The 13,142-nt window shown below is 68.2% G+C and carries 11 protein-coding genes; 4 read left to right on the top strand and 7 right to left on the bottom strand.

Annotation, left to right across the window (positions count from 1 at the left end; all coding sequences use genetic code 11):
• The first annotated feature begins 192 nt into the window (after window positions 1-192).
• Window positions 193-930 (top strand): tyrosine-protein phosphatase, encoded by a 738-nt coding sequence (locus tag ASPU41_RS02320; protein ID WP_231941144.1) that lies wholly within the window; start codon window positions 193-195, stop codon window positions 928-930.
• Window positions 931-939: 9 nt separating this feature from the next.
• Window positions 940-3,591, top strand: a complete 2,652-nt coding sequence (locus ASPU41_RS02315) for a S1 family peptidase (RefSeq protein WP_069949548.1) — start codon at window positions 940-942, stop codon at window positions 3,589-3,591.
• Window positions 3,592-3,660: 69 nt separating this feature from the next.
• Here the strand turns inward: ASPU41_RS02315 and ASPU41_RS02310 are convergent, their stop codons facing one another.
• From ASPU41_RS02310 to ASPU41_RS02300, 3 genes are all read right to left on the bottom strand, one after another.
• Window positions 3,661-4,869, bottom strand: coding sequence for a globin domain-containing protein (locus tag ASPU41_RS02310; RefSeq protein WP_069949547.1), 1,209 nt, complete (start codon window positions 4,867-4,869; stop codon window positions 3,661-3,663).
• Between the two features lie 200 nt (window positions 4,870-5,069).
• Entirely contained in the window at window positions 5,070-5,795 is a 726-nt protein-coding gene (locus ASPU41_RS02305) for a DUF4397 domain-containing protein (RefSeq protein ID WP_069949546.1), read from the bottom strand.
• Between the two features lie 248 nt (window positions 5,796-6,043).
• Window positions 6,044-6,460, bottom strand: a complete 417-nt coding sequence (locus tag ASPU41_RS02300; protein ID WP_069949545.1) for a PaaI family thioesterase — start codon at window positions 6,458-6,460, stop codon at window positions 6,044-6,046.
• A gap of 162 nt (window positions 6,461-6,622) precedes the next feature.
• Here ASPU41_RS02300 and paaZ point away from each other — a divergent pair, with 162 nt between their 5' ends.
• Together paaZ and ASPU41_RS02290 are read left to right on the top strand one after the other, a co-directional pair.
• Window positions 6,623-8,734 (top strand): phenylacetic acid degradation bifunctional protein PaaZ, encoded by a 2,112-nt coding sequence (gene paaZ, locus ASPU41_RS02295; RefSeq protein ID WP_069949544.1) that lies wholly within the window; start codon window positions 6,623-6,625, stop codon window positions 8,732-8,734.
• Window positions 8,735-8,938: 204 nt separating this feature from the next.
• Window positions 8,939-9,346 (top strand): VOC family protein, encoded by a 408-nt coding sequence (locus ASPU41_RS02290; protein WP_069949543.1) that lies wholly within the window; start codon window positions 8,939-8,941, stop codon window positions 9,344-9,346.
• A 261-nt stretch (window positions 9,347-9,607) separates the two neighbouring features.
• Here the strand turns inward: ASPU41_RS02290 and ASPU41_RS02285 are convergent, their stop codons facing one another.
• From ASPU41_RS02285 to ASPU41_RS02270, 4 genes are all read right to left on the bottom strand, one after another.
• Window positions 9,608-10,444 (bottom strand): DUF427 domain-containing protein, encoded by an 837-nt coding sequence (locus tag ASPU41_RS02285; RefSeq protein ID WP_231941143.1) that lies wholly within the window; start codon window positions 10,442-10,444, stop codon window positions 9,608-9,610.
• 98 nt (window positions 10,445-10,542) lie between these two features.
• On the bottom strand, window positions 10,543-11,148 hold the full coding sequence (locus ASPU41_RS02280) for a TetR/AcrR family transcriptional regulator (RefSeq protein ID WP_069949541.1): 606 nt from the start codon (window positions 11,146-11,148) through the stop codon (window positions 10,543-10,545).
• An 85-nt stretch (window positions 11,149-11,233) separates the two neighbouring features.
• Entirely contained in the window at window positions 11,234-12,562 is a 1,329-nt protein-coding gene (gene paaK, locus ASPU41_RS02275) for a phenylacetate--CoA ligase PaaK (RefSeq protein WP_069949540.1), read from the bottom strand.
• A 16-nt stretch (window positions 12,563-12,578) separates the two neighbouring features.
• Entirely contained in the window at window positions 12,579-13,103 is a 525-nt protein-coding gene (locus tag ASPU41_RS02270) for a hotdog fold thioesterase (RefSeq protein ID WP_069949539.1), read from the bottom strand.
• Between the last annotated feature and the right edge of the window lie 39 nt (window positions 13,104-13,142).

Raw genomic sequence — 13,142 nt, 5'->3', positions numbered from 1 at the left:
CGCGACGATGTGTCGGTCCCGGCGGCAGACGAGCTGAAAAGAGCCCGGCGGCTACCGGGTTCACCGTCACCTTACGTGGGCGCCCGGACCCCGCACCATGCCAATAGTCCCGTTTGTGGGTAACTTTCCCGGCCGCGCCGTGGACCCATCCTGGCCGTGGAGCGGTGCCGGTGCGTGTGCTTGAATTTCAGGATGAAGATTCCTGCCGCGCCCCGCGGCCACGCCAAGGCGATGACCGTGCCCGGAGCGGTGGACTGGGACGGGGCGGTCAACGCCTGGCACATCGGCGGCAGCGTGTTCCGGATGGGGCGCCGCGAATGGCTCACCGACGCCGGCTGGCAGCAGGCGTACGACGCCGGCATCCGGACCGTGATTGATCTCCGCAACCCGGACGAGATCCGCCGCCGCGACACCGATCCCCAGGTGAGCGCGGAGACTGTGGCCGCGTTCGACGTCGTGCACGCCCCCACCGAGGACCCCGGCAACAGCGAATTCCGTGCGCTCTGTGTCCCCTACCTGAACGACCCGGCGTCCTACCCGGACAATGCCCGGATCTTCCCCGAGAAGCTGGCCCGGGTGTTCGGGGCCGTGGCGGAGGCGCGCGGCGGCGTCGTGATCCATTGCTCCGCCGGCCGGGACCGCAGCGGGATGATCGCGGCCATGCTGCAGGACCTTGCCGGAGCGGGCGAGGATGCCATCGCCGCCGGTTACGAGCGAGCCATGCGCGGCATCAATGAGCACCACCGGGTGTCGGGGGTTCCGCATCCGCACGAGCGGTATCTGCCCGAGGAAGTGCTCGCGCCCCTGCTCCAAGCGCGGCTGGCAAGCCTGCTGGGGTTTGTGCGCAGCGTGAAGACCGGGGATTTCTTGCGCCACAATGGGGTAACGGAACGGGAGCTGACTGCCATTCTGGCCAAACTGGGGCGCTAGAGTGACCGGGTGAAGACTCCGAGGTATCAGCTGACAGTGCGGGCGGTGGCGGCTGCCGCCATCGCGCTCGCAGGATCGTTCTCCGCCGTTCCCGCGATGGCCGAAGTGGGGGGAACCGAACCGGCTCCTGCAACCTCGCCGCCGGCACCCTCCAGCCCGGCAGCCTCCGGCCCGGCAACCTCCAGCCCGGCAGCGCCGGCTGATCCCACGACGCCGGGCGGCGGTGCGGCCTCTGGCGGTGCGGCCGACGTGGATCCGGCCGTGACTCCGTCTGTGGCGCCGACTATGGCGCCGGAAATCAGCGACGCCGGACTCGCCGAGGCCGTCCGGCGCGACCTGGGCATGACGCTCGAGGAGTTCAACGCCGCCGGCCAGCTGGCCAGGACCGCAGCCGACGCCGTTCCGTCCCTGCGGGAGTTCCCCGGCTATGTCGGGATCAGCCTGCGGGACGGCAGGATTGTTGTTGAAGGCAGCGGCGCCGGGTTGCAGGCCCTGGTCGATGAACTGAACGGGCCCGGAACCGCGGCAGTGTTCGACCTCGTGGCGCCGGCAGCTGAGCCCTCCACTGCTTCCTCGGATGACCCGCTGGCTCCGCCTGTGGACGCTCCGACCAGTGCCCCCTCCGCGGCCGAGCTGGTGGCCGCGAACACGGACCAACTATTCCAGGCCTACATCCGCGAGGTGGGGCCCGCCGGACTGCAGGCCGTGGCCTACTCCGGGGGCCGCTTCATCATCCGTACCGGCGGGACGAATGCGGCTGAAGCCGACGTGTCGCCGGTCGCAGACCAGCCCGCCGCCGCCGACCAGCAAAGCGCATCCGCGCCCGCGGCGCCCGCAAAGATCTCCCCGGCTGACTTCGTGGCCCGCTACGCCAATGTCCAGCTGGAGCAGGGATCCCCGGTCATCACGGAAGCGGACGTCTACGGCGGAGAGGGCTACGCCATTGACCGGCGGACCATCTGCTCCACCGGTTTTGGCGCGTTCAGCACGGCCGGACTGCCGGTCGTGCTGACGGCAGGGCACTGTGCCGAGGACGGCGCGGCCCGGATCGCCGAGCTGGAGCCGCCGACCTCTTCCACAGCGGGCGGCTCGGCACCCCTGCCCGGCAGCCTCGCACCGCTCGGCAGCTTTGGATTCAGCCAGTTCGGCGGACCGCTCAACTCCTGGGTAACGGGCACGGAAGAAGCCCCGGGCAACGTGGGCACTGACATCGCCGTCATCGAGGGACTCAACGGCGGCCTCGACCTCCAAGCGGCAGCGACTACCTGGGTCGACGCCGTAAACCCCGGCGCCACCGCCGTGAAAATCATCGGCATGGTAGCGCCATTCCAAGGCCAAGAGGTGTGCCGCTCCGGACGGACCGAGGGCTGGTCCTGCGGGCAGGTGGAGGAGACCGGCATCTACGTGGTGGGCGGAAGAACCACCGCGGCGGCGGACCTGCGCGCCTTCCGCGGTTTCCTCTCGAAGAACGTCCAGTCCCGCGGGGGAGACTCCGGCGGACCCTGGATCAGCGGCAACTTCGCCGTGGGCACCCACTCGGCGGGCGAGACATCCGGCGAGAACTTCGCCATCGCCACGACCCTCGAGGACGCCCTCACCCACATCCCCACCGCCGTGCAACTCCAGCTGTTCCTGAACAAGCCCGAGCTCGTGGCGCCGGACAACCTGACCTTCATGGCCGGGCAACCCATCACGGGCCGGGTCCCGGCGGCCCCGGCCTCCGCCGTTGCCGCCAACTCGAAAGTGCTTATCAGCGTCGGCAATCAAACGGTGGAGGCGCCGGTCGACGCGGCCGGCAACTGGACCTACCCTGCCCCCGAAGCCAGCGGCCCGCTGACATTCAAGGCAGAGACCGCGAACGGATTCAGCCGCTCCGGCCCGGTTACGCTGGCAGTCAACGTGACAAACCTGGACGCACCGGTGATCACCACACCGGCCGAAGGGGCGGCGCTGAAATCCGTCGGCCGCATCGACGGCACCGGAACCCCCGGCCTAACGGTCAAACTCACGGGCGACATCAGCGGCTCCGCATTCGTCGGGCCGGACGGCCACTGGACCATCCCCGTCGAGGGACCCGGGGCCGGCCGGCTGTCCATCCACGCGGTGCAGACGTCCCCCGGCGAGACGGACAGCGCCTCCGTCACCCGGAACTTCACCGTTGCCCCGGCGGCACCGGCCGTCACCACGATCGTGGACGGCTCGCACCTCAGCCAGGACGCACTTCCCGGGACGATCTCCGGAACAGGGGTCGCCAATGCCGATGTTGCGGTGCTGATTGACGGGGTGTCCGCCGGCGCGGCGCGAGCCGGTGCCGACGGGAGCTGGAGTGTGCCCTTCCCGGCAGGCCTCACTCCCGGGGAGCACACGCTTTCCGCCACCCAATCGGTCGACGGCGTTGCCTCGGACCCGCTGCTCCTGACCTTTACCGTTGACGCCCCGGCCGTTGCCCCGGCAGAGCCCGCCGCGCCGGTTGAGCCCGCCGCGCCGGCAGCGCCCGGAATCCCGGCCGCCCAGCCCGTCGTGCTGTCGGCCGGATCCGGCCAGCTGCCGGACACCGGTGCCGGGTCGCTCCTGCCGTTGGCGGGGCTTGCCGGCGGCGCGGTGCTGCTCGGGGGCGTCCTGCTCGGCGGTGCCGCCGTGCGGCGCCGGGCGACCAACTGATCGGGGCCCCGCCCGGCGACCAACTAACCGGAGCCGTGCGGCGCCGGGCGACCCGCTAACCAGAAGCCCCTACTGGAAATCAGCCAGCCAGAGGTCCGGGCCGAACACCTCATACTGGATGTCCTTGGCCGGCACGCCGCTGGCCACCAGCGCGCTCCGGACGGACTTCAGGAACGGCAGGGGACCGCAAAGGTAGTACTCGGCGTCGTCCGGGAGATCCACCGCCCCGACATCCATGAAGCCGGAGAACTCCGAGTCGGACGCTGTCCCGCCCCCGTCGGGATTGAGGAACCACGTCTTCAGCGACCCGTCCGGCAGGGCGGCCAGATCCTCCCGGACCTGCCCCCGGAGCGGGAAGGACGACTCGCTGTCATCCGCATGCAGCATCATCACCTGACGCTGCGAGCCGGACTTGACGAGGTGCGAGAGCATCCCGGCCATCGGGGTGATCCCGATCCCCGCGCTGGCCAGAATCAGGGGCCGGTCCGTGTACTCCATCACCACATCGCCGAACGGAGCTGAGAGCACCACCTCATCGCCCACCTGGACCTCGTTGTGCAGCAGATTGGACATCTCGCCGTCGGGCGTCCCCAGTCCGTGCACCCGCTTCACCGCGAACTGCCGGTGCTTCCCGTCGTCGGCCTTCGTGAGGCTGTACTGCCTGGGCTGGTGGACGCCGTCGTGCATAAGCATCTTGAGCGTGACGTACTGCCCGGGCAGCGATGGCTTGACCTCGCGTTCATCCATCCGCTCCACGACGAACCTGACGACGTCGTCCGTCTCCTGGATCTTCTCGGCCACCCGCCAGGTCCGCCAGATCGTGTCGGGGGTGAGGTGCACCGCGTTGTACAGCCCCCGCTCCTTGTTGATGAGCATGTTCGCCATCAGCCAGTAGACCTCGTCCCAGGCCGCGGCGACATCGGGTGTGACCGCATCCCCGAGCACATCCACGATGGCCCACATCAGGTGGTCATGGACAATCTGGTACTGGTCCGGGCTCAACCCCAGCGAGACATGCTTGTGGGCGACCCGGGACAGGAGATGGTCCGGTACCTGGTCCACGTTGTCCACAAGCAGCCCGGCGAACGCAGCAATGGATCCGGCGAGCGCCTGCTGCTGGCGGCCGTCCGCCTGGTTCCCCCGGTTGAACAGCCCGTCCAGCAGGTCCGGCCGGGCCTCGAACATGTGTTTGTAGAAGCGCTTGGCGATCTCCTCGATGTGCTCGCCCACGACGGGCAGCGTTGCCTTGATGACGGGAAGTGAGGTGTCTGAGAGCATGGTGGATCCCTTCCGGTGAGACCGGTTGTACCCAGTGATGTCGGGCGAATCAGCACTTCCAAGCTAACAGTCCGGGCACGGGGCCTTCCGGGTCCATCGGCCCTACACCCGCGGGTGGGACGCGTGTAAGACCGGCCGGCGGCACATCCCCTGCGGGATGTGCTGCCGGCCGGTGCGCTCTTCAGTTCCGGGGCTACGGCTCAGCGGTCATGATGGCCGTGGCCGCGCCATTTGGCCGAGTCGACCACCTGGACCGCAACGCCGAGGGTGCCGTCGTCCAGGCTGCCCCAGGCGTACACAATCGTGTTCTTGCCCTCCGTGACCGGAACATCTGCCGGGCCGATCAGGGGCTCGGTGGTGCCGGCGGCCGCAACCGAGGCGGACACCGTTCCGGCTTCCAGCGTCAGCACCTCCTGCTCGGGGTTCGTCAGGTCCTCGATGACCGCCGTGTCGCCGGCAAGGACGTCGACGGCGGGGGCCGCGGCCACGTGCCGGACGGTCAGCTTGCCCTCACCCTCGGGGCTGGCCGAGATGCTGTTCTTGAACAGGGTTGCCGTGGGCTCCCCGGAGGCATCCAGGTGCGCCACGGCGGTGTAGTTCCGGCCCTCCTTGAGGTGGACCTTGACCGGGCCGATCACCGGGTTGTCGGCACTGGTGGCGTCGGCGGCCGTGATGGCGATCTTGTAGCTGCCGTGCTCGAGCTTCAGCGGGTCCGTGAGGGTGCCGGGCTCGAAGTCGTCCAGGGTGAGCTTGCCGTCCACCCACACATCCACGGTCAGGCCAGGCACACCGTGGAGGACGGACAGGGTGGCGTCGTCGCTGTGGTGCCTGCCGCCGTCGTGCTTGCCGCCGGCCTGGGCGGGGGCGGCGAAGGTGAGGGCGGCCAGCATGGACACGGCCCCGGCGGCATAAACGGTTTTGCGCATTTCAATCTCCTCATTGAGTTGCCCGAATCCGGGCGGTGATTTGCTTACACCGTTACTACCGGCCGAAGCCGCCTTTTGGATGCAGCCGGCCGCATCCGGATCCGCCATGCGCCGAGTTCGCCGGAAACGGACGTGGGCTCGCGCCGAGTTCGCGGGACAATGTCTCCGTCGCCGTTTGCTTACGGCGCCCCCGCAACTCATGGGCGACCCGGCGGTTTTGCCCGCTCAGCCCCCGGTGCCCAGCCCGCTCAGCCCTTGCGGTCCAGCAGCAGGTTGGTGATCCGCAGCGTGCAGAGCCGTTCGCCGGCCGCGTTGTGGATCAGCACCTCGTGGGTGGTGACGGTTCCACCGAGATGGATGGGGGTCGCCGTGATCGTGATGAGCCCCTTGCGGGCCGACTTGTGGTGCGTGGCGGAGACATCCACGCCCACGGCGGTCTTGCCCAGGGTGCTGGCGTGGATGACCGCCGCCCAGGAGCCCACCGCCTCCCCGACCGCCAGCGACGCGCCGCCGTGCAGCAGCCCGAACGACTGCCGGTTGCCCTCCACCGGCATGGTGGCCACCACCCGCTCGACGGATTCCTCGATGATCTTCACACCCATTTTTTCGTCGAGTTCGCCGAGGGTGATCTTCCACAGCTCGGCATTCCGGGGCTCCGGCGTCATAACGTCTCCTCTGTGGCCGGAAATCCAGGGGCTCAGGCCGGTTAGTGCCGCCGCAGCTAGTGTGCGGCAGGGCTCATTCATGTACTGTAGGTATATTACCGAACGGACGGTCAGTAATGCTGGCCGTGTTGATCTTGCCCCTGTTGGAAGGACCCGTCAACGATGACCACCACTGCAACTGCTCCGGAACCCACAGTAGACACTGTCGAGATCGTTCCCAGCTTCATCAAGGATTCCTGGTGGAGGCCCGACGCCGCCTCGGCTACCGGCGCCGCCTCCGTCCTGGACGCCAGCACCGGTGAACTCCTCGCCAAGGTGAGCACCGAGGGACTGGACCTCGCCGCCGTCGTGGACTACGGACGCACCACCGGCCAGGCGGAACTCGGCAAACTGACCTTCCACCAGCGCGCGCTCAAGCTCAAGGAGTTGGCGCAGTACCTGAACGGCCGCCGCGAGGAGTTCTACGCGCTCTCGGCCCAGACCGGCGCCACCAAGATCGACTCCATGGTCGACATCGACGGCGGCATCGGCGTGCTCTTCACCTTCGGCTCCAAGGGCCGGCGCGAACTGCCCAACTCCCAGGTGATCGTGGACGGCCCCATGGAGGTGCTGTCCAAGGACGGTTCCTTCGCCGGCGAACACATCTACACCCGCATCCCCGGCGTCGCCGTGCAGATCAACGCCTTCAACTTCCCGGTGTGGGGCATGCTCGAGAAGCTGGCCCCCGCCTTCATCGCCGGCGTGCCCACGATCGTCAAGCCCGCCACCCCCACCGGCTACGTCACCGCCGCCGTGGTCAAGGCGATCATCGAATCCGGCATCCTGCCCAAGGGTTCGCTGCAGCTGATTTCCGGCTCGGTCCGCACCATGCTGGACCACCTCGACTACCGCGACGTCGTGGCCTTCACCGGCTCCGCCTCCACCGCCAACACGCTCAAGTCCCACGCCAACGTGGTCAAGGGCGGGGTCCGCTTCACCTCGGAAACCGACTCGCTGAACGCCTCGATCCTGGGCCCGGACGCCGTCAAGGGCACCCCGGAATTCGACGCCTTCATCAAGTCCCTCGTCACCGAGATGACTGCCAAGGCCGGCCAGAAGTGCACCTCGATCCGCCGGGCCATCGTGCCGCAGGAGCTGGTGCAGGATGTCGTCGCGGCCGTGGGGGAGCGGATCCAGCAGCGCATTGTCCTGGGCGACCCGCGCGCCGAGGGCGTCAACATGGGCGCCCTCGCCTCCCGGGAGCAGCTCGCCGACGTGCGGGCAGCCGTGCAGGCCATGCTCGACGCCGGCGGCGAACTCGCCTACGGCACGCTTGATTCGCCGAAGGTCACCAGTGCGGACGGCACCGTCGGCGTCGTCGACGAGGGTGCGTTTATGTCCCCGGTGCTGCTGAGCTGGGCGGATCCGGAGGCCGAAGAGGTCCACTCGCTGGAAGCCTTCGGCCCGGTCTCCTCGGTGATCGGCTACACGGACCTGGCCGACGCCGTCCGGCTCGCCGCCCGCGGCGGCGGCTCGCTCGTCGCCACGGTCTGCACCAACGACCCGGACGTGGCCCGCGAACTCGTCACCGGCATCGCCGCCCACCACGGTCGCGTGCACATGCTTAACCGCGAGGACGCGCGCAGCTCCACCGGCCACGGTTCACCGGTCCCGCACCTGGTCCACGGCGGCCCGGGCCGCGCCGGCGGCGGCGAGGAGCTCGGCGGCATCCGCTCCGTCCTGCACCACATGCAGCGCACCGCCATCCAGGGCTCGCCCAACATGCTGACCGCCGTCACGGGCGTCTGGCACACCGGCGCCGACCGCAACTTCACGGTCGAGACCGAGGGCCAGCACCCGTTCCGGAAGCACCTGAGCACCCTGCACATCGGCGACGCGATCCGCTCCGAGCTGCGTGAAGTGAGCCTGGACGAGATCACGAAGTTCGCCAACTCCACCGGCGACACCTTCTACGCCCACACCAACCAGGCTGCCGCCGAGGCCAACCCGTTCTTCCCGGGCATCGTGGCGCACGGCTACCTGCTGCTGGCCTGGGGCGCCGGACTGTTCGTGGAGCCCGCACCGGGCCCCGTGCTGGCGAACTACGGCCTGGAAAGCCTTCGCTTCATCACGCCGGTGGCCGCAGGCGACTCCATCCGGGTCACCCTGACCGCCAAGAAGATCACCCCGCGCGAGACCGACGAGTACGGCGAGGTGGCCTGGGACGCCGTCCTGACCAACCAGAACGACGAAATCGTAGCCACCTACGACGTCCTCACCCTCGTCGAGAAATAACCCCCGGACGCTCCCTCACGTCTGGCGGTTCCGGTGCAGTCGCTCCCTCATTCCGTGAGGGAGCGTTGCTCGTCGGGCTGCCAGAGGTGAGGGGGCGTCGGCCGTTGGGTTGCCGGAAGTGCGGGAGCGTCGCTTGTGGGCTGAGATTGGCCGGTTCTTTCCGCCCCGCACCGGCGTAAAATTTTCCTCGTAGGAGGTGGCGACATGACCCTAGTTCTAAACAAAGCCACAACGGTCCTGCCAGTCGATGATCCCGAGCGTGCCCACCGCTTCTACGCGGAAACCCTGGGCCTCCCGGTCCGCGGCAGGGCAGACGACGGAAGTGAACTGTATGGCAGTGAAGGCGGCCCCATGCTGCAGTTGATGCCAGTCAAGGACGGAAAGCATTCCGAGCACACGGCCTTGAGCTTTGAAGTCTCCGAGATCGAGCGGACCGTCCAGGAGATGGAGTCCAAGGGCGTTCAGTTCCAGGACTACGACCTGCCGGATCTGAAGACCGAGAACCACATTTGTACAACGGATTCCGAGAAGTGCGCCTGGTTCATGGACTCGGAGCACAACATCCTCTGCGTCCACGAGAACATCACCTCGCCGGTGGATTACCAGCTCTAGCCAGCCGTTCTCGTACCCGCCCAACGAACAGCGCCCCGGCCCGCCGGGGCGCTGTTTTGCGCTCGGGGGGCGGGACCACCGGCCGGGCGGGGGCACATTGACACGGACACGCCGCTATCCGACGGCGAAACGCCTTCCGCGGCCCTGAAAGTGCCCCCGGACCGCCGGGGTGACCCGGTAGTCAGCGCCTGGAATGCGAAATGCGTTCCGCCACGCTCAAAGTGCCCCAGGCCCGGACGGCGAAAACGCCACCCGCCACCGTCAAGGTGCCCCCGCGCCGTTCGGGCGGGACCACGGAGTCACGGGCCTGGGCTGCAGCACGCCTTCCACCCTCAGGTCGAGCCGCTCATTGAAGAAACTGATGAGGCCGTGGATCTGGGCGGTGTCGAGGAACCGGCGGTCGTAGCTCCACGCGATGTTCCTGCCCTGCCGGGAATCCGGATAGCTCCAATAGCTGGCCTGGCCCTTGTACGGGCAGACGGTCCGCTTGGGGCTCTCCTCCAGCAGGTCCAGCTGCACGTCCGAGGGCGGGATGTAGTACCGCACCGGGAGCAATGTCTCGTAGAGCAGCTGCGCGCCGTTGGTGCTGGCCAGCGTCACACCCTCGAGCGCTATCTCCACATCCAGGGACGAGGCGCGGATGTCCACGCGATGGAACGGGTCCCGGGGGTGGCCAATGATCTCCTCATCGTCCTCGAGCCAGTTGAACGCGTCGAAATCCAACACAACGTACCCGGCCAGGTCGGGGTCCTCGGGCCGGAAGGCAGCCCGGGGCGCCGTCGCCGATGCCGTCACGACGTCGAGTTCCTCGCCCGCGCAGGTGTGCCTGCCGAACGCCGTCGTGGGGTCGAGTGTTGTCGGTGCCGCGCCCCGCCGAAGGGCGAAGGGGTGCTCCTCAACCGCGGCCCCGGGCAGCGCCGGGGAGGCCAGCCCGGCCAGCATTTCCTGCTCGGGTACAGCAAAGACGGGGGTGATTCGGCGCGGTTCCCAAATCAGGCAGCCCTGCAGGGTGTCGACGACGGCGGTCCGGCCCAGGTTCGCGCGAATTCTTTTGGCAGTGGGCTCGTACCGCAGCTGGGGGAAAGTGCCCAAGAGCACCTGGGATAGTCTCGTGGCCATCCTCCCAGCGTGGCCCGGGCGCCCGGCGCGGTCAATGGGATTCTGCGCGAGGCCACGGCGAGCCGGGCGGAGCCGGCTTAGCCCGGGACGTGGAGGCCGTGGAAGGCCATGGTGATGACGTCGTCGGCCAGTTTCTCGGGGGAGAGGGAGCCGCCGGGTTTGTACCACTCGACGATGGAGTTGATCGTGCCGAAGAGCAGCCGGGTGACGGTGCGGGGGTCGATGTCCTGGCGCAGTGACCCCTCGTCGCGGGCGGCGGAAATCAGGGCCGCGACCTTGTGGTCGAAGGTGCGCCGGCGTTCCATCGCGTCGCGTTCGATCTCGGTGTTGCCGCGCAGGCGCAGCAGCAGGGTGACGAACGGCAGCCGGTCCACCAGCACGGAGATGGTCTCGCGGAGGACGAATTCCAGCCGGGCCTCGGCGGTGCCGGTCTGGGCCTGCGGCTGGTCCAGGATCGCCTCAAGGCCGCCCAGGGCGTGGTCCAGCGCGAGCTTCAGGAGGTCGCCCTTGGACGGCACGTGGTGGTAAATGGCGGACTTTGAGATGCCCAGGTTTTCGGCGAGGATGCCCATGGAAGTGGCGTCGTAGCCATGGCGGTTGAAGACGTCGACTGCGATCACCAGTACCGACTGCTGGTCATAGCCGGGACGGCCGCGTTTGGTGCTGGTGGCTGTTGTAGGCATAGTCGCTAGTTTCTCACGATCAGGAGATCAGCCAGCCCGCCGGGGCGGCCCGGGCGGGCCGGCCGGCGGGCTGGACTTGCTGTGGTTACGCTTTGGGGCGCAGGTCGTAGATCCGGCGGAGCTTGCCGTTGGACCGCTCCAGGGAGCCGGGATCGACGACGTCGACGGCGCAGGAGGAGCCGACCTGGATCTTGATCTGCTGCTGCAGGGTCTTGGCGGCGGAGGCGACACCCTCGACCGTGACGGACTCGCGGCGTTCGATCCTGACGGTCAGCTGGTCCATCCGCTGGCCCTCGGGGCGGGTGAGCTCGAGCTGGAAGTGCGGGCTCAGCTCGGGGATGCGCAGCGCGATCTCCTCGATCTGCGAGGGGAACAGGTTCACACCGCGCAGGATGATCATGTCGTCGCTGCGCCCGGTGATGCGGCCCATGCGGCGGTGCGCGGGGCGCGCGGTGCCGGGCAGCAGGCGGGTGAGGTCCTTGGTGCGGTACCGGATGATCGGCAGCGCTTCCTTGGTGAGGGAGGTGAAGACCAGCTCGCCGGGTTCGCCGTCGCCCAGGACCACGGAGGAGTCGAAGGCGTCGATGATTTCGGGGCGGAAGTGGTCCTCCCAGATGTGGCTGCCGTCCTGGGTTTCCACGGCTTCGCCGGCGACGCCGGGCCCCATGACCTCGGAGAGCCCGTAGATGTCGCAGGCCTTGATGTTCATCATCACTTCAAGCTCGTGGCGCATTTCCTCGGTCCACGGCTCGGCACCGAGCACGGCGAACTTGAGCGAGGTGGAGGCCGGGTCGATGCCCTGCTTCATCATCGCGTCGGCGATGGTGAGCAGGTAGGTCGGGGTGGCCAGGATGGCGTCGGGCTTGAAGTCCTGGATCAGCGTGATCTGGCGTTCGGTCTGGCCGCCGGAGATCGGGATGACGGTGCAGCCCAGGGCCTCGGCGCCGGCGTGGGCGCCCATGCCGCCGGTGAACAGGCCGTAGCCGTAGGCGTTGTGGACCTTCATGCCGGGGCGGACGCCGGAGGCGCGGAGCGAGCGGGCCACGAGCTTGGCCCAGTCGGCGAGGTCCTTTTTGGTGTACCCGACGACGGTGGCGCGGCCGGTGGTGCCGGAGCTGGCGTGGATGCGGGCCACCTCGTGCTGCGGCACGGCGAACATGCCGAAGGGGTACTCCAGGCGGAGGTCTTCCTTGGTGGTGAAGGGGAACTTGCCCAGGTCGGAAAGCTCGCGGAGGTCCGTGGGGTGGACGCCGTGCTCGTCGAACTTGCGCTTGTACAGGGGTACGCGGTCGTAGGCGTAGGCCAAGGTGTGCTGGAGGCGGCCGAGCTGCAGCGCCTCGAGCTCGTCGCGGGACATCATTTCTTCGCGGTCCAGGACAGCATCACTGGTGGGGGCGACGGTTTCTTGGGTCATCTGGGGTTCCCTGTTTCTATTTCTTGGAGATGGTGCGGCTGCGGCCGCGGAACTCGGCGACGAGTTCGCCCGGGGGGATGTCGGCGGGGAGCTGGCCCGGGACCGTGGCGGCGGGGGCCGTGGAGGAGGCCGACGCCGGTCCCGGTGCGGTGCCCGCGCCGGGATCTGCGGCGTAGATCTGGACGTCGTAGAGGCCGCTGCGCCCGGTGCTGGCGCGTCGGTTGGCGACGGCGGTGAGGGTCTGGCCGCGGAAGGCGGGCCTGAGGAAGTTGATGTCGACGCCGGAGGCCACGGTGATGTTGCCCTCGTCAGCCGGAGTCGGCGTGGTCTGGTTGCAGGCCAGCGCGAACGCTGTGTCGCCGAAGGCGAAGATCATTCCGCCGTGGGCCATGCCGAATCCGTTCAGCATTTCCTGCCGGAGCGTCATGCGGATTGTGGCATGTCCGTCGTCCAGCGCCACTACTTCGATGCCCATCCACTCAGACGCGTAGTCGTCCTTAAGGATGGGGTGGATGTCACCCGAAACCGTCGATCCAGCCATGCGTCATTGCCTCCAGCTTTATTTACCGAATGTTCATTA

It is taken from the genome of Arthrobacter sp. U41, assembly GCF_001750145.1.
Lineage (GTDB): Bacteria > Actinomycetota > Actinomycetes > Actinomycetales > Micrococcaceae > Arthrobacter.
Note: the sequence above shows the minus strand (reverse complement) of the source record. Positions and strands in the feature narration are given on the sequence as shown.

Excerpts from the sequence above, each read along its gene's own strand:
- ASPU41_RS02320 (WP_231941144.1), top strand. The coding sequence starts at position 193 with ATGAAGATTCCTGCCGCGCCCCGCGGCCACGCCAAGGCGATGACCGTG.
- ASPU41_RS02310 (WP_069949547.1), bottom strand. The coding sequence starts at position 4,869 with ATGCTCTCAGACACCTCACTTCCCGTCATCAAGGCAACGCTGCCCGTC.
- ASPU41_RS02305 (WP_069949546.1), bottom strand. The coding sequence starts at position 5,795 with ATGCGCAAAACCGTTTATGCCGCCGGGGCCGTGTCCATGCTGGCCGCC.
- ASPU41_RS02300 (WP_069949545.1), bottom strand. The coding sequence starts at position 6,460 with ATGACGCCGGAGCCCCGGAATGCCGAGCTGTGGAAGATCACCCTCGGC.
- paaZ (WP_069949544.1), top strand. The coding sequence starts at position 6,623 with ATGACCACCACTGCAACTGCTCCGGAACCCACAGTAGACACTGTCGAG.
- ASPU41_RS02290 (WP_069949543.1), top strand. The coding sequence starts at position 8,939 with ATGACCCTAGTTCTAAACAAAGCCACAACGGTCCTGCCAGTCGATGAT.
- ASPU41_RS02280 (WP_069949541.1), bottom strand. The coding sequence starts at position 11,148 with ATGCCTACAACAGCCACCAGCACCAAACGCGGCCGTCCCGGCTATGAC.
- paaK (WP_069949540.1), bottom strand. The coding sequence starts at position 12,562 with ATGACCCAAGAAACCGTCGCCCCCACCAGTGATGCTGTCCTGGACCGC.
- ASPU41_RS02270 (WP_069949539.1), bottom strand. The coding sequence starts at position 13,103 with ATGGCTGGATCGACGGTTTCGGGTGACATCCACCCCATCCTTAAGGAC.